Source organism: Actinomadura sp. 9N407, from assembly GCF_044326315.1.
Lineage (GTDB): Bacteria > Actinomycetota > Actinomycetes > Streptosporangiales > Streptosporangiaceae > Spirillospora.
In genome coordinates this window covers 98,503-118,067 of the sequence record NZ_JBIRAW010000013.1, presented here as the reverse complement: position 1 = coordinate 118,067, position 19,565 = coordinate 98,503, and the positions used below count along the sequence as shown (strand labels likewise).

At 71.1% G+C, this 19,565-nt stretch carries 21 protein-coding genes; 10 read left to right on the top strand and 11 right to left on the bottom strand.

Annotation, left to right across the window (positions count from 1 at the left end):
- The first annotated feature begins 84 nt into the window (after positions 1-84).
- The 5 genes from ACH34Q_RS21985 to ACH34Q_RS21965 all read left to right on the top strand — a co-directional run bounded on the left by ACH34Q_RS21985 (position 85) and on the right by ACH34Q_RS21965 (position 4,554).
- Positions 85-369 (top strand): hypothetical protein, encoded by a 285-nt coding sequence (locus tag ACH34Q_RS21985; RefSeq protein WP_395984881.1) that lies wholly within the window; start codon positions 85-87, stop codon positions 367-369.
- 4 nt (positions 370-373) lie between these two features.
- A complete protein-coding gene (locus tag ACH34Q_RS21980; protein WP_395984880.1) occupies positions 374-1,399 on the top strand; it encodes an MvdC/MvdD family ATP grasp protein in 1,026 nt (341 codons plus the stop codon).
- Between the two features lie 75 nt (positions 1,400-1,474).
- The gene (locus ACH34Q_RS21975; protein ID WP_395984879.1) at positions 1,475-2,035 is read left to right on the top strand and encodes a MauE/DoxX family redox-associated membrane protein; all 561 of its coding nucleotides are present in this window, start codon (positions 1,475-1,477) and stop codon (positions 2,033-2,035) included.
- Positions 2,032-2,595, top strand: a complete 564-nt coding sequence (locus ACH34Q_RS21970) for a TlpA family protein disulfide reductase (RefSeq protein WP_395984878.1) — start codon at positions 2,032-2,034, stop codon at positions 2,593-2,595. Before ACH34Q_RS21975 ends, ACH34Q_RS21970 begins: the two co-directional genes overlap by 4 nt.
- A 66-nt stretch (positions 2,596-2,661) precedes the next feature.
- Complete coding sequence (locus ACH34Q_RS21965; RefSeq protein ID WP_395984877.1) at positions 2,662-4,554, top strand: ABC transporter ATP-binding protein; 1,893 nt, start codon at positions 2,662-2,664, stop codon at positions 4,552-4,554.
- Here the strand turns inward: ACH34Q_RS21965 and ACH34Q_RS21960 are convergent.
- Complete coding sequence (locus tag ACH34Q_RS21960; RefSeq protein ID WP_395984876.1) at positions 4,551-5,273, bottom strand: class I SAM-dependent methyltransferase; 723 nt, start codon at positions 5,271-5,273, stop codon at positions 4,551-4,553. The two genes, ACH34Q_RS21965 and ACH34Q_RS21960, sit on opposite strands and share 4 nt — an antisense overlap.
- Before the next feature lie 87 nt (positions 5,274-5,360).
- Between ACH34Q_RS21960 and ACH34Q_RS21955 the strand changes: the two genes are divergently transcribed.
- The 4 genes from ACH34Q_RS21955 to ACH34Q_RS21940 all read left to right on the top strand — a co-directional run bounded on the left by ACH34Q_RS21955 (position 5,361) and on the right by ACH34Q_RS21940 (position 7,721).
- Positions 5,361-6,017, top strand: a complete 657-nt coding sequence (locus ACH34Q_RS21955; RefSeq protein WP_395984875.1) for an RDD family protein — start codon at positions 5,361-5,363, stop codon at positions 6,015-6,017.
- Positions 6,018-6,113: 96 nt separating this feature from the next.
- On the top strand, positions 6,114-6,743 hold the full coding sequence (locus tag ACH34Q_RS21950; protein ID WP_395984874.1) for a glyoxalase: 630 nt from the start codon (positions 6,114-6,116) through the stop codon (positions 6,741-6,743).
- 97 nt (positions 6,744-6,840) lie between these two features.
- On the top strand, positions 6,841-7,305 hold the full coding sequence (locus ACH34Q_RS21945; protein ID WP_395984873.1) for a helix-turn-helix transcriptional regulator: 465 nt from the start codon (positions 6,841-6,843) through the stop codon (positions 7,303-7,305).
- Positions 7,306-7,310: 5 nt separating this feature from the next.
- Positions 7,311-7,721, top strand: coding sequence for a VOC family protein (locus ACH34Q_RS21940; RefSeq protein ID WP_395984872.1), 411 nt, complete (start codon positions 7,311-7,313; stop codon positions 7,719-7,721).
- 122 nt (positions 7,722-7,843) lie between these two features.
- Here the strand turns inward: ACH34Q_RS21940 and ACH34Q_RS21935 are convergent, their stop codons facing one another.
- From ACH34Q_RS21935 to ACH34Q_RS21905, 7 genes are all read right to left on the bottom strand, one after another.
- The gene (locus ACH34Q_RS21935; RefSeq protein ID WP_395984871.1) at positions 7,844-9,070 is read right to left on the bottom strand and encodes a CU044_5270 family protein; all 1,227 of its coding nucleotides are present in this window, start codon (positions 9,068-9,070) and stop codon (positions 7,844-7,846) included.
- The gene (locus tag ACH34Q_RS21930; RefSeq protein ID WP_395984870.1) at positions 9,063-9,686 is read right to left on the bottom strand and encodes an RNA polymerase sigma factor; all 624 of its coding nucleotides are present in this window, start codon (positions 9,684-9,686) and stop codon (positions 9,063-9,065) included. Before ACH34Q_RS21930 ends, ACH34Q_RS21935 begins: the two co-directional genes overlap by 8 nt.
- Before the next feature lie 108 nt (positions 9,687-9,794).
- Entirely contained in the window at positions 9,795-10,619 is an 825-nt protein-coding gene (locus tag ACH34Q_RS21925; protein ID WP_395984869.1) for an ABC transporter ATP-binding protein, read from the bottom strand.
- On the bottom strand, positions 10,616-11,698 hold the full coding sequence (locus ACH34Q_RS21920; protein WP_395984868.1) for a FecCD family ABC transporter permease: 1,083 nt from the start codon (positions 11,696-11,698) through the stop codon (positions 10,616-10,618). Before ACH34Q_RS21920 ends, ACH34Q_RS21925 begins: the two co-directional genes overlap by 4 nt.
- Complete coding sequence (locus ACH34Q_RS21915) at positions 11,695-12,738, bottom strand: FecCD family ABC transporter permease (RefSeq protein WP_395984867.1); 1,044 nt, start codon at positions 12,736-12,738, stop codon at positions 11,695-11,697. Before ACH34Q_RS21915 ends, ACH34Q_RS21920 begins: the two co-directional genes overlap by 4 nt.
- Positions 12,735-13,772 carry an iron-siderophore ABC transporter substrate-binding protein gene (locus ACH34Q_RS21910; RefSeq protein WP_395984866.1) on the bottom strand — a complete coding sequence of 346 codons (1,038 nt, stop codon included), beginning with the start codon at positions 13,770-13,772 and terminating at the stop codon, positions 12,735-12,737. The genes ACH34Q_RS21915 and ACH34Q_RS21910 overlap by 4 nt, the downstream gene beginning before the upstream one ends.
- A gap of 163 nt (positions 13,773-13,935) precedes the next feature.
- Positions 13,936-14,709: an AraC family transcriptional regulator gene (locus tag ACH34Q_RS21905; RefSeq protein WP_395984865.1), complete on the bottom strand. Its 774-nt coding sequence runs from the start codon at positions 14,707-14,709 to the stop codon at positions 13,936-13,938.
- A 60-nt stretch (positions 14,710-14,769) separates the two neighbouring features.
- Between ACH34Q_RS21905 and ACH34Q_RS21900 the strand changes: the two genes are divergently transcribed.
- Positions 14,770-15,402, top strand: a complete 633-nt coding sequence (locus ACH34Q_RS21900; RefSeq protein ID WP_395984864.1) for a pyridoxamine 5'-phosphate oxidase family protein — start codon at positions 14,770-14,772, stop codon at positions 15,400-15,402.
- Positions 15,403-15,472: 70 nt separating this feature from the next.
- Here the strand turns inward: ACH34Q_RS21900 and ACH34Q_RS21895 are convergent, their stop codons facing one another.
- The 3 genes from ACH34Q_RS21895 to ACH34Q_RS21885 all read right to left on the bottom strand — a co-directional run bounded on the left by ACH34Q_RS21895 (position 15,473) and on the right by ACH34Q_RS21885 (position 19,531).
- Positions 15,473-16,285: an SAM-dependent methyltransferase gene (locus tag ACH34Q_RS21895; RefSeq protein WP_395984863.1), complete on the bottom strand. Its 813-nt coding sequence runs from the start codon at positions 16,283-16,285 to the stop codon at positions 15,473-15,475.
- Positions 16,286-16,593: 308 nt separating this feature from the next.
- Positions 16,594-18,990, bottom strand: a complete 2,397-nt coding sequence (locus tag ACH34Q_RS21890; protein WP_395984862.1) for an ATP-binding cassette domain-containing protein — start codon at positions 18,988-18,990, stop codon at positions 16,594-16,596.
- A gap of 64 nt (positions 18,991-19,054) precedes the next feature.
- On the bottom strand, positions 19,055-19,531 hold the full coding sequence (locus ACH34Q_RS21885) for a helix-turn-helix transcriptional regulator (RefSeq protein WP_395984982.1): 477 nt from the start codon (positions 19,529-19,531) through the stop codon (positions 19,055-19,057).
- Positions 19,532-19,565: the final 34 nt, after the last annotated feature.

Genomic DNA, 19,565 nt, shown 5'->3' with positions numbered 1-19,565 from the left:
CCCCTTGAGTTCCGCCATGGCAGCCACGCCATGGCGGTCGGTCCGAAGGTCGCCGCGCACGCGGTGACGAAGGAGGTCGACAGCATGTCCGACACCTTGACCCGAGAGCCGCTGCACACGGCGCTCTCCTTCCTCGAAGGCGTCCAGGTCGAGCCGCAGCGGCCGGCCGACCCGCGCCTGCAGCCCCTCGCCTACCTGTACTCCGCCGACTGGGAGGGCCAGGTCGCGGACCGGATGCCCGGCCACTACGACGAGAACACCCAGACCTGGGTCGCGCCGCCCGGGATGCCCACGGCCGGTATCGCCACCTACACCAACACCAGCTGCTATCAGGGTTCGGACCGCTGCCGGGACGACACTTGCGCCTGACCCGATGACCGCATCCGATCCCCGGGTCCTCATCCTGACCCAGGAGTTCGACCCCACGGTCGATCCGGTCATCACGGCCCTGTCCGAACGGGGCACCGAGGTCGTGCGCGTGGACCTGAGCTACTTCCCGCGCCGGCTGACGTTCACCACCTCGGACTTCGGCGACGGCGGCCGGCGGATACTGCGCCACCAGGACCGGGAGCTGGACCTCGACCGGCTCTCGGCGGTGTGGTACCGCCGGCCCACCGGCTTCGACTTCGGGCCGGACATGCCCGAGCCGGAGAAGCTGTTCGCGCGCAAGGAGGCCATGCAGGCCATCGGCGGCATCCTGCGCGCGACCGACTGCCTCTGGGTCAACCGGCCGGACATCGACGCGATCGGGGAGCTCAAGCCGTACCAGCTGGAGCTGGCCAAGCGGCTCGGGTTCCGCGTACCGCGGACGCTGCTCACCAACGATCCGCAGGAGGTGGCCGGCCTGCTGGAGCGGGCCGACGCCCAGATCGTCTACAAGTCGCAGATCGGCGGTGTGATCCACTACCCGGGCGCGTTCCCGGGCGGGCTGCTCACCGCCGTCGTCGGTGACGAGATCAAGGAGAACCTGGACCGGGTCGGCCACACGATGTGCATGTTCCAGGAGTACGTCGAGAAGGCCTACGAGGTCCGGCTCACCGTGATCGGGAACACCTACTTCCCGGTGACGATCAATTCGCAGGAGATGGATTCCACCCGGGTGGACTGGCGGGGCGAGGCGGGCGAGGTCGCCGTGCTGCCCTACGGCGAGTACCACCCGCTGCCGGAGGAGGTCGTCAAGCGGACCCAGGCGCTGCTGGCGGAGCTGAACGCGGTGTACGCCGCGGTCGACTTCATCGTCACGCCGGAGGGCGAGCACGTGTTCCTGGAGGTCAACCCGGCCGGCCAGTTCATGTGGATGGAGCATGACCTGGACCTGCAGCTCGGCTCGTGCATGGCGGACCTGCTCATGAAGGGCGGTCCGTTCCAGCGCGGCGACGTGGTGCAGATCGGGTACTAGTGCTGTACCTCCCGGGGGGCGACCCCCTACACCCCCCGGCCGACTCCGTCGGATCTGGAGAAAGGAGCGGGCGGCGTGACCGACGTGATGCCGTACCTGACGATCGGCTGCCAGGCGGTCGTCGCGGTCGCGTTCGCCCGCTCCTGCGCCGCCAAGGTCGCCGGCCGGGACGCCTTCGCGGATTTCCGGCGCTGGCTGTCCGGCGCCGTACGGGTCCCGGCGGCGCTCGCGGGACCGGCCGCCGCGGGAGCCGTCATCGCTGAGGCGGCCACCGCGGCGGCCATGCTCGTCCCGTCGCTCGTTCCGATCGGGTTCCTGGTCGCGATGCTGCTGCTGGCCGTCTTCACCGTGGCGGTCGTGTCGATGATCAGGCGCCGGGTGCGGGTGCCGTGCCGGTGTTTCGGCGCGGGCAGCCGTCCGCCGGGCGTCCCGCATGTCGTACGGAACGTGGTGCTGCTGCCGGCCGCCGGCGGCGGCGCTGTGACGGCGCTGATCGGGGACGGTCCGCCCCCGGCCGACGCGGCGGCGGCGCTCGCCGTACTCGCGGGCGCGGCGGCCGCCCTGCTGCTGATCGACCTGGAGGAGATCATCGAGATCCTCCGTCCCTTGGCCGTTACCAGCGAGGAGGCCCCATGACGGTGTCCACGGCCGCGATCACGGTCGTCGGCGTGCTGTGCCTGGCCAACATCGCGCTGACGCTCGCGGTGATCCGGCGGCTCAACGAGCAGGGCCGGCTGCTGGCCGAACGGGGCCGCGCCCCCGCCGCCGCCGGCTATCCCCCGCCGCTGGAGGTGGAACCCGGGGCACGGGTCGGGGACTTCACCGTGACCGCCATGGACGGCGAGCCGGTGTCCAGAGCCGATCTGCACGGGTCCACGCTGATGGCGTTCATGGCCCCCGGGTGCCAGTCGTGCGAGCACAGCCTGCCGGAGTTCGTCGCCCGCGCCGGGTCGGCGCCCGGCGGCCGCGACCATGTCCTCGCCGTCGTACTGGGCAAGGGCCCGGGACGGGACGAGTTGTGCGCGGAACTGGCCCCGGTGGCACGGGTGCTGACCGAGGAGGAAGAGGGCGGCCCGGTCATCCAGGCGTTCGGCATCGGCGCGCTTCCGGCGTTCGCCGTCCTGGCCGGGGACGTGATGGTGGCCAGCTACGCGCTCCCCGAACGCATCCCCGTCCCCGACGACACGCCCGTATGAGCCTGCATGACCCCTATGAGCTCTGCTTGACCTCTATGAGCGCTGTATGACCCCTATGAGCCCTGTATGAACGAGGAAGAGCCGCGATACACGGCGGGCTCGCTGCGGGCGGTGGCGGAGCTGGCCTGGACGTCCGGGCGCGGGCGGCTGCTGCTGCGCGTCGTCCTGGCCGTCGCGGCGGCCGCGGTCCCGGTGGCGCTGGCCTGGCTGACCAAGACGATCCTGGACGGGCTGGCCGATCCGGGGCGCCCGCTGCTGGTCCCCGTCCTGATGCTGGCCCTTGCCGGTGTGGCGGCGGCCGTCCTGCCGCACGCCGTCCCCTTCGTGGACGCGGAGCTGCAGCGGGCCATCGACCTGATCTGCCGGCGGCGGCTGTACGCGGCGGTGGCGCGGCTGCCCGGCCTGCGGCATCTGGAGAACCCGCGATTCCAGGACCGGCTCGCGCTCGCCGGTGAGACCGGGTCGTCCGGGCCGGCGGAGGTGGTCGGCGGCACGCTCGCGGGCGTCCAGGGGACGCTCATGCTCGGCGGCTTCCTCGGCACCCTCGCCGTACTGAACCCGTGGATGCTGCTGCCCGTCGGGCTCGCGGGGCTGGTGGCGCTGAACGGGCAGTTCCGGCTGAGCCGCTACCGGGCGCGCGTCCATGGACGGCTCGGGCACGCCACCCGGCGCGAGTTCTTCTACGCCCAGCTGCTGAACAGCACCGCCGCCGCCAAGGAGGTCCGGCTGTACGGGCTGGGCGGGCTGTTCGGCGCGCGGATGCTCACCGAGCTGCGCTGGATCAACGCCCAGCGCAGCCGGATGGATCGCCGGGAACTGCTCGTCCAGGGCCTGCACGGCGCGCTGAGCGCCGTGGTCGCCGGAGCCGGGCTGGTGTGGGCGGTGAACGCCGTCCGGCAGGGCCGGCTGACCGTGGGCGACGTGGCGATGTTCGTCGCGGCCGTCGCGGGCGTCCAGGACGGGCTGGCCATCATGATCAGCAGCGCGGGCCGCACGCACGAGGCGATGCTGCTGTTCGGCCACTACCGCCATGTGATCGAGACGGAACCCGATCTGGCGGAGCCGCGCGAACGGCTCCGCCCCGTCCTCCCGCTCCGCTCGGGCGTCGAGCTGCGGGACGTGTGGTTCCGCTACGACGACGACCTGCCGTGGGTGCTGCGCGGCGTCTCGATGACGATCCCGGCGGAGGGGGCGACCGCGCTGGTCGGACCGAACGGCGCAGGAAAGAGCACGCTCGTCAAGCTGCTGTGCCGGTTCTACGACCCGACCCGCGGCGCGGTCCTCTGGGACGGCGTCGACGTACGCGAGCTGCCGGTCGAGGAGCTGCGGCGCCGCATCGGCGGGGTCTTCCAGGACTACGTCTGCTACGACCTCACCGCCGCCGACAACATCGGCCTGGGCGACACCGGCGTCCTCGAAGACCGGGACCGCATCGTGGCCGCCGCGCGCCTGGCCGGGATCCACGAGACGCTGGCGGCCCTGCCGCGCGGCTACGACACGATGCTCTCGCGCTCCTTCGACACGCCCGCGTACGACGATCCCGGCACCGGGGTGATGCTCTCCGGCGGCCAGTGGCAGCGGGTCGCGCTCGCCCGCGCCCTGCTGCGCGACCGTACCGACCTGCTCATCCTGGACGAGCCCAGCGCGGGCCTGGACGCCGAAGCCGAGGCCGAGATCCACCAGTGCCTGCGCGAGCACCGCGCCGGGCGGGCGGGCCTGCTCATCTCGCACCGGCTCAGCACCGTACGGGACGCCGACACGATCGTCGTGCTGTCCGGCGGCGAGGTGGTCGAGCGCGGCCCGCACGACGCCCTGATGGACGCGGGCGGGCTGTACGCGCGACTCTTCCGGCTCCAGGCGTCGGGTTACCAAGGCTCTGCTAGCCAAAACTCTGCCTACCAAAACTCTGCTCACCAACAACACGAGCAAGAGCAAGAGCAGGACCGCGCCTGGTCCTAACCGCCGTCGGAAACTTTGCGTGCCAGAACGAGCCGGTAGCGCGGGCTGCCGTCATCACGCCGGCCCAGGGCCGTCATGGGAACGGTCGTCACGGTGAATCCGGCCGCTGCCAGGTCGTCGCGGACCGCGTGCAGCGGGCAGGTGCGGTAGTACATGACGAACGGCGGACGCCACACGGCGTTCCGGACCTGCATGGCCAGGTCGAATCCGAGCAGCGCCCAGTACGCGCCCGACGTGAGGGACGGCGGCGCGCCGATCGGAAAGGCGAAAAGCCCGCCGGGCCGCAGCGCGCGGTGCACCCCGGCGAACAGCGCGGGCCGTTCGGCGGGCAGGAAATGTCCGAGCGCTCCGAAGCTGACCGCCAGGTCGAAGCCCTCGGCGAAGGGCAGAGCGCGGACGTCGGCCCGTACCCAATCGGCGTCCGGGTGCGCGGCGCGCGCCTGCGCGAGCATGCCGGCACTGAAGTCGACGCCCGTGACCCGTCCCCGGCACAGGGTTTCGAGAGTCCGCACGCCCGCGCCGGTACCGCAGCACACGTCCAGGCCCTGATCGAACGGGCCGAGCGGGCGCAGCGCGTCGGCGGTCGCGCCGAGAATGCTGTCAGGGGTACGGAAAGGCGTGCGGTCGAACTTCGGCGCGAGCAGGTCGTAGCCGCGCTCGACCGACGACAGCGCCTGGATCGCCAGTTCACGCAGAGTTGGACCTTGAGGCGAGAACACCGGCCAAGCGTACTTGCCGGCCGGCCTGAAACACCGGCGGCCTAGGCTGGCCACATTCTCGCGGCGGGGAATCCCTACCATGATCGTATGACGCAACCGGAACCCGGTCCTGACGAGCAGCCGGGGCAGCAGCCGCCCCCTTACAGCGGCGCCTATGGCCAGCCCCATGGCCAGCAGCCCGGGCAGGTACCGCAGGGCCCGTCTCCGTACTCGCCGGACGAGCACGGGCGGCCCTATGTGGGAACTCCCGGCTACGGGGCCGGGCCCTACGGCGAACTGGCGAGCCGCTGGGCGCGGCTCGGCGCGCTGTTGCTCGACAGCGTCCTGATCGGGACCGTCAGCCTGGTGCTGTCGCTGCCGTTCATCGACTGGGACGCCGTGATCGACCCGTACGCCGACACCGGGTCGTACTTCACCACCGACCTGACCACCAGCGCGATCTCCACCGTGCTCGGCTTCTTCTACTTCTGGCTGATGCACGCCCGCTCGGGGCAGACGCTCGGCAAGAAGGCCGCCGGCATCCGGGTGATCCGGGAGCAGGACGGCGGAGCGATCAGCTCGGGGACCGCCGCCTGGAGGTACGGCGTGCAGATCCTGCTGGCCATCCCCTGCGGCCTGGGCAGCGTGCTGGACGCGCTGTGGATCCTCTGGGACCCGCGCAAGCAGACCCTGCACGACAAGGCGGCGCACACCCTCGTGGTCAAGGTCGTGCCGGGCATGCCCGACCCGTACGCGAAGCACTGACCGCGGACCGCCGGCCGGACCACCACACTGACGGCCGGCCGGACCGGTCAGGAATCGAGAAGCGCCGGCCACCGGGCCGCGCATAGCGTCATCAGCATGACTTCCATCAAGAACATCACCCTCGAGGCCGCCGACCCCATCGCCGCCGAGCAGTTCTACACCGCCGCCTTCGGCCTGGGCGACCGGGTGCTGCTGCGGGCCTCGGAGGCACCGACGACCGGCTTCCGCGCGTTCACGATGTCGATCACGGTGTCCCAGCCCGCCGACGTCAACGCCCTCGTCGACGCCGCCGTCGAGGCCGGCGCCACGTCCCTGAAGCCGGTGGCGAAGTCGTTCTGGGGGTACGGCGGGGTCGTGCAGGCCCCGGACGGGGCGATCTGGAAGATCGCGACCTCGGCGAAGAAGGACTCCGGCCCGGCCACCAGGAAGATCGACGACATCGTGCTCCTGATGGGCGTCGCGGACGTGGCCGCGAGCAAGCGGTTCTACGTCGACCACGGCCTCACCGTGGCCAAGAGCTTCGGCCGCAAGTACGTCGAGTTCGCCACCGGGTCGAGCCCCGTCAAGCTGGCGCTCTACGGGCGCAAGGCCCTGGCCAAGGACGCCGGGGTCGCCTCCCCCGACGGCACCGGATCGCACCGGCTCGTGATCGGCAGCGACGCCGCGCCCTTCACCGACCCGGACGGGTTCGCGTGGGAGACCGCGTCGGAGATCGCGGCGCTCTGAACCGGATGGCGCGGCAGGCGCCCCGGACGCTCATCGACCCCAGACGCTCGTGGATGAACGCTCGTGGATGAACGCTCATGGAAGAAGGAGTCCTCTCATGTGTCACCCCTCTTGGGGCCGCGCGCTCACCGCGGCGCAGCGCCTGAGCGACCTCGCGCGGCTGCGCCGTGTCCGGGACCGGATCGACCGGGAGTACGCGCAGCCGCTGGACGTCGAGGCGCTCGCCCTGGGCGTGAACATGTCGGCCGGGCATCTCAGCCGGCAGTTCCGCCTCGCCTACGGTGAATCGCCGTACGCCTATCTGATGACGCGGCGGATCGAGCGTGCGATGGCGCTGCTGCGCCGGGGCGATCTGAGCGTGACCGAGGTCTGCTTCGAGGTCGGCTGCTCCTCGCTGGGCACGTTCAGTACGCGCTTCACCGAGCTGGTCGGTGTGCCGCCCAGCGTCTACCGGCGCGAGGGCGCGCGCGCCACGGTGGGAATGCCGTCGTGCGTGGCGAAGCAGGTGACCAGACCGGTCAGGAATCGAGAAGCGCGGCATACCGAGCCGCAGCTAGCGTGACCAGTATGGACATCACGATTCACACCACCGCCCTTCCCCATGACGACCCCGACGCCTCGCTGGCCTTCTACCGCGACACCCTTGGCTTCGAGGTCCGCAGCGACGTCGGAAGCGGCAAGATGCGCTGGATCACGGTCGGGCCGCCCGACCAGCCCGGCACGTCCATCCTGCTGGCGCCGCCGGCCGTCGACCCCGGTGTCACCGACGACGAGCGCCGCGTGATCGCCGAGATGATGGCCAAGGGCACCTACGGCTGGATCCTGCTGGCCACCCGGGACCTGGACGGCACCTTCGAGAAGGTGCAGGCCGGTGACGCGGAGGTCGTCCAGGAGCCGACCGAGCAGCCGTACGGCATCCGCGACTGCGCCTTCCGCGATCCCGCGGGCAACCTGATCCGCATCCAGGAACTCCGCTGAATCGCAGCACCGGGCGGCGCTCTCCCCGTTGACTCGTGGCGTGTTCGCCTTTGGCGTCGCCCGTCGAGGCGAACACGCCACGAGTCAACGTGGGCGGCGGGGCGGCCGGACGGGAGCCCCGGTCAGAACGGGAGCTTCGCGGGCGGCTTCGGCCTGGTGTCGGTCCACTGCGCCGAGCGGACGGCCGTGTACTCGATGATGAAGCCCGGCTTCATCTCCGCGTACCGGCCGCCGGGCACGGTGAGCACGTTCTGCCGGGACAGCAGCGCTCCGGTGCGCTCGTCGAAGATGATCACTTCGCGGGTGCGGTAGGTCCCCTGCTCGGCCTTCGGCGCGCCGTGCTCGGCGGTGACCGTGACGGTACGGTCGTCGGCGGCCAGCGCGACGCCCTCCCGGCCCAGCGGGTCGGTGACCTTGCCGATCGCATGGATGCCCTGCTGGGCGGCCAGGGCCCGCATCAGGCCCGCCCGGACCTTCGGCGGGACCGGAGCGCCACCGAGGAGCGACGACACGCGCATGATCTTGGGACCGGCGTCCCCCGGCTTGAATCCCAGCCGCTTCGAAAGGCCTGAGGGGCTGCCCTTGCCCGCGCCCAGGAACATCTCGGTCAGCGCGGCCGGGTCGGTCGGCAGGTTCTGCAGTTCCTCGACCGACCTGCCCATGAACGCTCCGCCGCCACCCGGGTCGATGCCGACCTCCGGGCCGTCCGACCGCCAGTCCGTCGCCCGGGTGGTGTAGATGACGTCACGGCCGTCGCCCCGGACGCGGAAGCTCGACGGCGACCCGGCCTTGCGCCAGAGCGCCTCGTCCCGCTCGGTCTGCGGGTGGGCCGGGAGGTCGCGGCCGTAGTACGCCTCCCCTGCTCCGGACTTCGCGCCGTGCCAGTTGAACGACTCGTCGAGCGCGGCAGTGATCGCGTAGGTCCCGGTCTTCGCACGGATGACGTAGGCCTGGCCCTGGATCCGGTCGGTGAACCAGTACTTTCCGAGCGGCTGCGCCGCCGCCTTCTCCGCGGCCGCCAGCACGGCCTGCTTGCCGAGGGCCACCGGAGCCGGGGACGACGGCGAGCCGGGCGACCCCGACCCTATGGCCGCGATCGCGATCGCGGCCGCCGCGCCCACGGCGACGACGCCGATCCCGGCCTTGAGCCGCCACCCGAACCGGACGCGGCGGCGGGGCGGTTCCCCGAACGCTCGGGCGCGGGCCTCGCTCATCTCGCGCAGGGTCGGCGGCGCGGGCTCCCCGTACGCCTCCCTGACCACCCGCAGATCATCGACCATCCGCGCGTCATCGAGCATCCGTGTCTCATCGGGCATCCGGGGGGCATCGGCCATCCGCGGCTCATCCATGGTCATCCTCCAGATCACGCATCGGGTTCGTCCCGCCCAGCGCCTCGCGCGTCTTCCTGCGCGCCCGGTTCAGCCGGGAGCCGACCGTCCCGTACGGGATGTCCAGGGCGGCGGCCACCTCCTCGTGGCTCAGGTCGGCGAGCGCGACGAGCAGCAGCACGTCCCGGTCGCCGTCCGACAGCCCGGCGATCGCGCCGGCCAGCCGGCCCCGCAGTCCCTGCGCGCTGACCCGGGCGTCCACCCGGTCGGCGTGCCCGCCCTCGTCCTGGACGGGGCCGAGCCGCGCGCGGGCCCGCAGCCCGCGCACCTCGCTGCGCCGGTGCTTGCCGATGACGTTGGTCGCGATGCCGTACAGCCAGGTCCGCACGCCGGCGCGGGACGCGTCGTAGCGGCTCCGCCCGCGGAACGCCTCCAGGAACGTCTGCGCGGCGACGTCGGACGCGGCGTCCGGTCCCAGCCTCTTGGCCGCGTATCCGTGGATCTCGGCGAAGTAGGTGTCGAAGACGGCGCTGAACCGCTCGGGTTCGTCCAGGGACATCCGCAGTTGGGCCGAGTGGTCCGGCCTCCCCAGGGCCCCGCCCCAGGGTGGGTCCGCGGTGAGAGGTTCCCCTGTCATGTGATGCCTTTCCGTGGGCCGGTGGCGGTCACACAGGTATCACCCGCAAGCCCGCACCGCTTTCACGAAGGCAGGTTCACGAAGGCAGGTTCACGAAAGCACCGGGTTTCACGAAGGCGCCGGGGCGGGCTCCGAACGGACGTGGTGGCGGCCGATGGGGAGCATCAGGGGACGCCCGGAGACGGGGTCTTCGATGATGCGGCTGTCGAGGTCGAAGACGGTGCGGACGCTCTCTTCGGTGAGGACCTCGGCCGGGGTGCCGGCGGCGTGCAGCCGTCCGCCGGCGATCGCGATGAGGTGGTCGGCGTAGCGGGCGGCGAGGTTGAGGTCGTGCAGGACCATCACGATCGTGGTGTCGCGGGTGCGGTTCAGGTCCGTCAGCAGGTCCAGGACGTCGATCTGGTGGCTGGGGTCGAGGAACGTGGTGGGCTCGTCCAGCAGGAGCAGGTCGGTCTGCTGGGCCAGCGCCATGGCGATCCAGACCCGCTGGCGCTGCCCGCCGGACAGCTCGTCGACGGCCCGGTCGGCGAGGTCCGTGGTCCGCGTCGCCTCCAGGGCCGCGGCGACCGCGGCGTCGTCCTTGGCGTTCCACCGGGAGAAGATCCCCTGGTGGGGGTGGCGGCCCCGGCAGACCAGGTCCAGGACGGTGATGCCCTCGGGCGCGACCGGCGACTGAGGGAGCAGCCCGAGCGTACGGGCCAGTTCCTTGGCGGGCATCCGGTGCACCTCCCTGCCGTCCAGGACGACACGGCCCTCCCGGGGTGAGAGCAGCCGGGACAGGGAACGCAGCAGTGTCGACTTCCCGCAGGCGTTCGCGCCGACGATGACCGTGACCTTGCCGGGCGGCACGGCCAGGTCGAGGGACTCGATGACGGCGCGGTCGCCGTAGCCGAGCGTGAGGCGCTCGGCCTGCAGGGAGTGGGACGTGGTCACAGTGAGCCTCCGGCCCGATGGGTGCGGACGATCAGATAGACGAGGTACGGCGCGCCGAGGACGCCGGTGACGACGCCGACCGGGTAGCGGGCATCGAACGCGAACTGCCCGGTGAAGTCGGCGACGAGGACCAGCAGGGCGCCGACGAGCCCGGCGGGCAGCAGCAGGGAGCCGCCCGTACCGACGAGCCGGGCCGCGATGGGGCCGGACAGGAACGCCACGAACGCGACCGGCCCGGCCGCCGCCGTGGCGAAGGCGATCAGGGCGGTGGCGGTGACGATGACCGCGACGCGGGTGCGCTCGACGCGTACCCCGAGGGCGGCGGCGGTGTCGTCGCCGAGCTGCATCGCCGACAGATCGCGCGTCAGGCCCAGCAGGACGGGGGTGAGGACGGCCACCGCGACGAGGGCGGGCATCGCCTGCTGCCAGGTCGCGCCGTTGAGGCTGCCGGTCAGCCAGCGCAGGGCCTCCTGGAGGTCCCACTCGGCGGCCCGCGACAGGACGTAGGAGGTGATGCTGTCGAGGAACGCGGCGGTCCCGATGCCGATCAGGATGAGCCGCGTACCGGCGACGCCGTCCCGGAACGCCAGCGTGTACATCAGCAGGGCGACGGCGAGGGCGGAGACGATCGCGAAGATCGACACCTGCGTACCGCCGAGGCCGAGCGACACGATCGCGATGGCCGCCCCGGCGCTGGCGCCCGAGCTGATGCCGATGATGTCGGGGCTGGCCAGCGGGTTGCGGAGCATCGTCTGGAAGGTGACGCCGGCCAGGCCGAAGCCGAATCCGACGGTCACGGCGAGGACGGCCCGCGGCAGCCGGAGCTCCCCGACCGTGAAGGACGCCCCCGGGACCTGCTCGCCGAGAATGACGCGGACCACGTCGAGCGGCGGGTAGAACGTCTGCCCCACCATCAGCGTCACGGCGAACCCCGCGACGATGAGCAGCGCCAGCGTCAGGACCACGGCGCGGCGCCGGACGGCGCGCCGGCGCCGGCCGCGCGCGACGGCCTGAACGACGGACGCCCGCGGGCCGGCGGGCGTGACTTTGGCCGGGGGCGCGTCGGCGGTGGCGGTCACAGCTCTCGTACCTTCTGACGGCGGACGATGTGGATGAAGAACGGGGCGCCGATCAGCGCCGTCACGATGCCCACCTCGACGTCCGAGGGACGGGCCACCACGCGGCCGACCACGTCGGCGGCGGTGAGCAGCGAGGCGCCGGCCAGGGTGGAGAACGGCAGCAGCCAGCGGTGGTCCACGCCGGCGAGCAGGCGGCACGCGTGCGGGACGACGAGTCCGACGAAGCCGATCGGGCCCGCGACGGCCGTCGACGCGCCGCACAGTACGACGGCGCCGAGGGCGGCCGTGGCGCGGATGACGGCGACGCGCTCCCCGAGCCCGGCGGCGAGCTCGTCGCCCAGGGCCAGCGAGTTCAGCGCCCGGCCGGACAGCAGGCACACGGCGAAGCCGACGGCGAGGAACGGCAGGACCTGCCCGATCCGCTCGTACGACCCGCCGCCGACCCCGCCGATCTGCCAGAGCCGGAAGCTCCCGGCGATGTCGTTGCGGGGCAGGACGACGGCGCTGACGAGGGACGCACAGGCCGCCGACGTGGCGGCACCGGCGAGCGCGACCTTGAGGGGCGTGGCTCCGCCGCGCCCGAGGGATCCGACGGTGTACACGAACACGGCCGAGGCGGCGGCTCCCGCCATCGCGACCCAGATGTATCCGATCGGCGAGGCGAGCCCGAAGAACGCGACGGCGGTCACGACGGAGAGCGACGCGCCCATGTTCACGCCCAGGATCCCCGGGTCGGCCAGCGGGTTGCGGGTCACGCCCTGCATGACGGCCCCGGAGAGGCCGAGCGCGGCGCCGATGAGCACCGCGAGCAGGGTCCGCGGCATCCGCTTGGTGACCGCCGCCTGCTCGAGGGTGTCGTCCGCGCCGCCGAGCGCCGCCCAGACATCGGACCAGGCGACGTCCCGCGAGCCCACGGCGACGGAGACCACCATGAACGCGGCCAGCACCAGGACCATGACCAGCAGCCAGAAAATCCGGATGCGCGCCGGACGCCGCACGAGGGCGGTGTCCGGCGCGCGGTCGGTGACGGCCGTCGTCACTTGACCTTGTCCGCGGCCTCGGCGAGCGCCTTGACGTAGTCCTCCAGCACCCACGAGATCGACAGCGGTGTCGGGTTCGCGGCGGTGCCCAGCGGCTTGCTGTCGGGCAGCAGGTACATCGAGCCGCGCTCGACGGCGGGGATCTTCGACAGCAGCGGGTCCTTGCCGAGCTTGCCGAGCAGCGTGCCCTTCTCGTCGCCGTACCCGGTGATGATGTCGACGTCGTCGAACACGTCGATCTGCTCGGCGCTCCGGGTCAGCGCGAACTTGTCGGTGCCCTTGGACGCCTCGGTGATGCTGGCCGGGATCGTCAGCCCGAGGTCCTCGAAGAACAGCGTGCGGGTGTCGTGCGTCGTGTAGAAGCCGACCTGGCTCACGTCGTTGGGGTCGACGTGCGTCATGAACATCGCCGACTTGCCCTTGAGCTGCGGGTACTTCGCGACGACCCGCTTGATGTCGCCCTCGATGCCGCCGATGAGCCGGTCGCCCTCGGCGGCCAGGCCGATCGCCTTGCTGTTCAGCTTGATGATCTCGCGCCACGGGGTGGCCCACGCGGCGTCCGGGAAGGCCACCACGGGAGCGATCTTGCTCAGCGTGTCGTAGTCCTGCTGGGTCAGGCCCGAGTACGCGGCCAGGATCACGTCCGGCTTGGTATCGGCGACGGCCTCGAAGTCGATGCCGTCGGTCTCGTCGAACAGCACGGGCGTCTTGGCCTTGAGTTCCTTGAGGCGCTCGTCCACCCAGGGCAGGACCCCGTCGCCGTTGTCGTCGCCGAAGTTCGCGGCGGCCATGCCGACCGGGACGACGCCGAGGGCGAGCGGCACCTCGTGGTTGGCCCAGTTGACCGTGGCCACCCGCTTCGGCTTCGCCTGAACGGTGGCCGTCCCGAGCGCGTGCTTGATCGTCATGGGGAAGGCGTCGGCGGCGCCGCCCGTGCTCGCCTGCTTGGTCTCCGACGAGTCGCCGCAGGCCGCGATGCTACCGGCCAGGACGGCCAGGACGGCGAGGATGCGAAGGCTACGTGGACGTTTCAATCCGTACTCCACTTTCAGGAACAGCCGCAGGTCAGGGCCACTCAGGTCGGGCCAAGACTTAGGTAAGGCTTGCCTTGGTCTGCACCTTAAGAGGAATGCCCGACTTGTCGCAATCAAGCCTTTGGGACACCCGTTATCGAGATCGGGACACCGAGCGGCGGACTCAGGCCGCCCGGAACGCTCCCGGGGTCAGCCCGGTCGTCCGCCGGAAGGCCACGCCGAACGCGCTCGCCGACCGGTAGCCGACCTCCTCGGCCACGACGTCGATCTCCCAGCCCAGGCTCAGCAGCTCGACCGCGTGCTGGGCGCGCACCGCCGCGACCCACCGCGCGAAACTGGTGCCCGTCTCCGCGTTGAAGGCCCGGGTGACCGTACGGGCGCTCACCCCCAGGCGGGACGCCCAGTCCGCCAGCGTCCGCTGATCACCGGGATCGTTCCGTACCACCTCGGCGATCGGGCGCAGCAGGTCCGAGACGGGCATCTGCACGAGCAGTTCCCGCGAGGAGGGCCGCAGTACGTCGAGCACCATCGCCTCGGTCAGCCCCCGCGACTCCGCCGACAGCTCCGCGTCCGCCAGCCGCTCCAGCAGCAGCCGGAGCAGCGGGGTGATCTCGACCCCGACGGGGACGGCCGAGATCGAGGACATGGTGCCGAAGCCGAAGAAGTCGGCGCGGCACCAGGTACCGGCCGTCGCCGAACCGGAATGCAGCGTGCCGGCGGGCATCCACAGGCCCAGGGCGGGCGTGACCGTCCACACCCGCGGCCCCACCACGGCCGTGGACGCGCCCCGCTCGTTCCAGAGAAGTTCATGGAACGGGTGCGAATGCTCGTTCCAGACGGTGTCGCGGGCGAAGGCCTCGCTCCAGCTCAGGATCGAGAACGGCATCTCGACCGGCCCCGCCGGGAGGGCGGGCAGCGTGCGGGTGTCCCTGGTCATGGCGGACTCCCGGTCCCACGAAGATCTCAAAGCAGGTGAGGCCTACCTTATATTCGGACAGTGCATCCTTCTGAGATCCGTACGGTGACGACCGAGGCCCAGCTCCGCGAGATCGTCCTGGAGCCGTCGCAGGCCATGTGGGACAAGGACATCGCCCGGATCGACGAGCACGCGCGAACGATCATCGCGCACTCGCCGTTCGTGCTGCTGTCCACCTCCGACGCGGAGGGCGCCTGCGACGTCTCGCCCCGAGGCGATCCCGCCGGGTCGGTCCTGGTCCTGGACGACCACCGGCTGGCGATCGCCGACCGCCCCGGCAACCACCGGATCGACAGCTTCCGCAACCTGCTGCGCAACCCCCGGATCGGGCTGCTGTTCCTCGTGCCGGGCATGAACGAGACGCTGCGCGTGAACGGCCGCGCGACGCTCGTCTCGGACGCCCCGTTCTTCGACGACCTGACCGTGCAGGGCAAGCGGCCCCGGCTGGCGGCCCTCATCGAGGTCGAAGAGCTGTACATGCACTGCTCGAAGGCCTTCGTACGCTCGTCGCTCTGGGACCCCGCGACCTGGCCCGACCGCAAGAGCCTGCCCACGCTCGGACGCATCGCCAAGGACCACCTCGGCATCAAGGAGGTGTCCGTGGAAGCGATCGACGAGGGCCTGGCCCAGGACGCCGAAACGAACCGGTACTGACCCGGAGCCCCAAGACCGACCCGGCCCCCGGGCCTGACCCTGATCCCCAGGTCAGGCCCGGATCTCCGGCTCAGAGCGGTGAGTTCGCCGCCGGTTTGCGGGCGACCGCGCAGGCCCCCAGATCGGCGATCTCGTCGCTGGGCTCCCGTTCGGCGGGATCCAGTTCGGGCAGCCAGCGGAAGGGGTCGACCAGGCCCGGTTCGAGCATCTCGAAGTCCCCGAACAGGGCGGTGATCTCGTCCGGGGCCCGCAGTGCGCCCAGGCCCATCGTCCCCTGGTACGCCTCGGCGACCTCCCGCAGCGCCGGGAGCACATGGCTGATCGTCAGGAAACTGCCGGGGGCGAGCCGGTCGCGGAGGTGGGCCAGCAGGTCGGCCGGCTGGGGGTCGGGCAGGAAGTGGAACAGGGCCAGCGCGCTGACCGCGACCGGCCGGCTGAAGTCCAGCGTCCGGGCCGCCTGCCGCATGATCCGGTCGATGTCGACGACATCCGAGTCGATGTAGTCGGTGACGCCCTCGGGACGGCTGCTCAGCAATGCCCGGGCGTGGGTGAGCACGATCGGATCTTTGTCGACGTACACCACCCGGGATTCGGGGGCGATGCCCTGGGCGACCTCATGCAGGTTGGGCGAGGTCGGCAGCCCGGTGCCGAGATCCAGGAACTGCCGGATTCCGTAGTCGCGCGTAAGCACACCGACGGAACGGGCCAGAAATCGGCGGTTGGCCTGCGCCAGCGGCCGCAACTGCGGGCAGATACTCAGAATCCGCCGGCCGAACTCGCGGTCGACGCTGAAATGGTCCTTGCCGCCGAGATAGAAGTCGTAGACCCGCGCGGGGTGCGGCTCGTCGGTGCGCAGATCGGCGGAAGGCGGGGTCTCCGTCATGAAGGGCGGTTCCTAGGAGAGCGGGGCGGTTCGCGTCAGTCGAAGCATAGCGGCGCCGGACTCTCAAGATCACCGCCACGCGCGCTTTCTGCCCCTTTCCTACCCCTCTCCTGTTCCTCTCCGGTCCGCCTCCGGTCCTTTCCGCCTCCGGTCCTTTCCGCCTCCGGTTCTTTCCGGCTCCGGTCCTTTGCGGCTTCGGTGCTTTCCGGCTTCACCGACCGGGCCGGGTGGAGGAAGTCCTCCGCCCCGGCCCGTTCCGCTGCTGCCATCGAGAGTCCACGTGGGGCGCGGTGTCCGCGGGGGCCTGGTCAGGTGCCGATGTAGGACGCGAGGTGCTCACCGGTGAGGGTGGAGCGGGCGGCGACGAGGTCGGCGGGGGTGCCCTCGAAGACGATCTGGCCGCCGTCGTGGCCGGCGCCGGGACCGAGGTCGATGATCCAGTCGGCGTGCGCCATGACCGCCTGGTGGTGCTCGATGACGATGACCGACTTGCCGGAGTCGACGAGCCGGTCGAGCAGGCCGAGCAGCTGCTCGACATCGGCCAGGTGCAGTCCGGTGGTCGGCTCGTCGAGGATGTAGACGCCGCCCTTCTCGGACATGTGGGTGGCGAGCTTGAGCCGCTGCCGCTCGCCGCCGGACAGCGTGGTGAGCGGCTGGCCGAGGGTCAGGTAGCCGAGCCCGACGTCGGCGAGCCGGTCGAGGATGCGGTGCGCGGCCGGCGTGCTCGCCTCGCCGGCGCCGAAGAACTCCACGGCCTCGTCCACCGGCATCGCGAGCACCTCGCTGATGTCGCGGCCGCCGAGGTGGTGGTCCAGCACCGAGGCCTCGAACCGCTTGCCCTCGCACTCCTCGCAGGTGGTGGCGACGCCGGCCATCATCGCCAGGTCGGTGTAGATGACGCCGGCGCCCTTGCAGTTGGGGCAGGCGCCCTCGGAGTTGGCGCTGAACAGCGCCGGCTTCACGCCGTTGGCCTTCGCGAACGCCTTGCGGATCGGGTCGAGCAGGCCGGTGTAGGTCGCCGGGTTGCTCCGCCGCGAGCCGCGGATCGGGGTCTGGTCGATCGACACCACGTCCGCGCCGGCGGGCATCGACCCGTGCACCAGGGAGCTCTTGCCGGAGCCGGCGACGCCGGTGAGGACGGTCAGGATCCCGAGCGGGATGTCGACGTCCACGTCGCGCAGGTTGTGCTTGTTCGCGCCGCGGATCTCCAGCGTGCCGGTGGGCGTCCGCACCTTCTCCTTGAGCGCGGCGCGGTCGTCGAAGTGGCGGCCGGTGATGGTACCGCCGGTCCGCAGCCCCTCGACGGTGCCCTCGAAGCAGACGGTGCCGCCCGCCGTACCGGCGCCCGGACCGAGGTCGACGACATGGTCGGCGATCACGATCGTCTCCGGCTTGTGCTCCACCACGAGCACCGTGTTGCCCTTGTCCCGCAGCCGCAGCAGGAGGTTGTTCATCCGCTGGATGTCATGCGGGTGCAGGCCGATGGTGGGCTCGTCGAAGACGTAGGTGACGTCGGTGAGCGAGGAGCCGAGGTGGCGGATCATCTTGACGCGCTGCGCCTCGCCGCCCGACAGCGTGCCCGACGGCCGCTCGAGCGAGAGGTAGCCCAGCCCGATCTCCACGAACGAGTCCAGGGTCTGCCGCAGCGTCTCCAGCAGCGGCGCCACCGACGGCTCGTCGAGGCCGCGGACCCATTCGGCCAGGTCGCTGATCTGCATCGCGCACGCGTCGGCGATGCTGATCCCGCGGATCCGGGACGACCTGGCCCCTTCGCTGAGCCGGGTGCCGCCGCACTCGGGGCAGGAGGTGAAGGTGACGGCCCGCTCCACGAACGCCCGGATGTGCGGCTGCATCGCCTCCTTGTCCTTGGACAGGAAGGACTTCTGGATCTTCGGAATCAGCCCCTCGTAGGTGAGGTTGACGCCTTCGATCTTCACCTTGACCGGCTCTTTGTAGAGGAAGTCGTCGAGCTCCTTCTTGGTGAACTTGCGGATCGGCTTGTGCGGGTCGACGAAGCCCGACTCGGCGTAGACCCGTACCGTCCAGAAGCTGTCCGACTTCCAGCCGGGAATGGTGAACGCGCCCTCGGAGATCGACTTGGAGTCGTCGTAGAGCTGGGTCAGGTCGATATCGGTGACCTGGCCCCGGCCCTCGCAGCGCGGGCACATGCCGCCGGTGATGGTGAAGCTGCGCCGTTCCTTCTGGGTTCTGCCGCCGCGCTCCACGGTGACCGCGCCCGCGCCGCTGATCGAGGCGACGTTGAAGGAGAACGCCTGCGGCGAGCCGATGTGCGGATCGCCGAGCCGGCTGAACAGGATGCGGAGCATCGCGTTGGCGTCGGTGGCGGTACCGACGGTGGAACGGGGGTCGCTCCCCATCCGCTGCTGGTCGACGATGATCGCGGTCGTCAGCCCCTCGAGGACGTCGACCTCGGGCCGTGCCAGCGTCGGCATGAAGCCCTGCACGAAGGTGCTGTAGGTCTCGTTGATCATCCGCTGCGACTCCGCGGCGATCGTGTTGAACACCAGCGAGCTCTTGCCCGAGCCGGAGACGCCGGTGAACACCGTCAGCCGGCGCTTCGGGATCTCGATGCTGATGTCCTTGAGGTTGTTCTCGCGCGCGCCGTGCACCCGGATCAGGTCGTGGCTGTCGGCGACGTGCGGCACAGGCGGCTGCGCGTCCGGCGTGGTGGTGGCCTTGCTCATCGAGTCTCCATCTGTACCGGCCGTTGCGGGAGAAAGCCGCTGTGGATGGTGATGTCCATGACGGTCACGCTAGGCGTGGCCCGGTAAGCGGCGCTTCTCGATTCCTGACGGGTCTGGTCACCTGCTTCGCCACGCACGACGGCATCCCCACCGTCGCACTGGCCCCCTCGCGCCGGTAGACGCTGGGCGGAACCCCCACCAGCTCGGTGAAGCGCGTACTGAACGTGCCCAGCGACGAGCAGCCGACCTCGAAGCAGACCTCGGTCACGCTCAGATCGCCCCGGCGCAGCAGCGCCATCGCACGCTCGATCCGCCGCGTCATCAAGTAACCGTACGGCGACTCACCGTAAGCGAGGCGGAACTGTCGGCTGAGATGCCCGGCCGACATGTTCACGCCCCGCGCCAGCGCCTCGACGTCCAGCGGCTGCGCGTACTCCCGGTCGATCCGGTCCCGGACACGGCGCAGCCGCGCGAGGTCGCTCAGGCGCTGCGCCGCGGTGGGCTTGCTGGTCACGTACGCAATGTTGCCACATCGCGACATTTGCCACATCCGCCACACATGACCGGCCTGGCGA

Excerpts from the sequence above, each read along its gene's own strand:
- ACH34Q_RS21945 (WP_395984873.1), top strand. The coding sequence starts at position 6,841 with ATGTGTCACCCCTCTTGGGGCCGCGCGCTCACCGCGGCGCAGCGCCTG.
- ACH34Q_RS21950 (WP_395984874.1), top strand. The coding sequence starts at position 6,114 with ATGACTTCCATCAAGAACATCACCCTCGAGGCCGCCGACCCCATCGCC.
- ACH34Q_RS21895 (WP_395984863.1), bottom strand. The coding sequence starts at position 16,285 with ATGACGGAGACCCCGCCTTCCGCCGATCTGCGCACCGACGAGCCGCAC.
- ACH34Q_RS21890 (WP_395984862.1), bottom strand. The coding sequence starts at position 18,990 with ATGAGCAAGGCCACCACCACGCCGGACGCGCAGCCGCCTGTGCCGCAC.
- ACH34Q_RS21930 (WP_395984870.1), bottom strand. The coding sequence starts at position 9,686 with ATGACAGGGGAACCTCTCACCGCGGACCCACCCTGGGGCGGGGCCCTG.
- ACH34Q_RS21970 (WP_395984878.1), top strand. The coding sequence starts at position 2,032 with ATGACGGTGTCCACGGCCGCGATCACGGTCGTCGGCGTGCTGTGCCTG.
- ACH34Q_RS21940 (WP_395984872.1), top strand. The coding sequence starts at position 7,311 with ATGGACATCACGATTCACACCACCGCCCTTCCCCATGACGACCCCGAC.
- ACH34Q_RS21885 (WP_395984982.1), bottom strand. The coding sequence starts at position 19,531 with ATGTCGCGATGTGGCAACATTGCGTACGTGACCAGCAAGCCCACCGCG.
- ACH34Q_RS21985 (WP_395984881.1), top strand. The coding sequence starts at position 85 with ATGTCCGACACCTTGACCCGAGAGCCGCTGCACACGGCGCTCTCCTTC.
- ACH34Q_RS21965 (WP_395984877.1), top strand. The coding sequence starts at position 2,662 with ATGAACGAGGAAGAGCCGCGATACACGGCGGGCTCGCTGCGGGCGGTG.
- ACH34Q_RS21980 (WP_395984880.1), top strand. The coding sequence starts at position 374 with ATGACCGCATCCGATCCCCGGGTCCTCATCCTGACCCAGGAGTTCGAC.
- ACH34Q_RS21955 (WP_395984875.1), top strand. The coding sequence starts at position 5,361 with ATGACGCAACCGGAACCCGGTCCTGACGAGCAGCCGGGGCAGCAGCCG.
- ACH34Q_RS21935 (WP_395984871.1), bottom strand. The coding sequence starts at position 9,070 with ATGGATGAGCCGCGGATGGCCGATGCCCCCCGGATGCCCGATGAGACA.
- ACH34Q_RS21905 (WP_395984865.1), bottom strand. The coding sequence starts at position 14,709 with ATGACCAGGGACACCCGCACGCTGCCCGCCCTCCCGGCGGGGCCGGTC.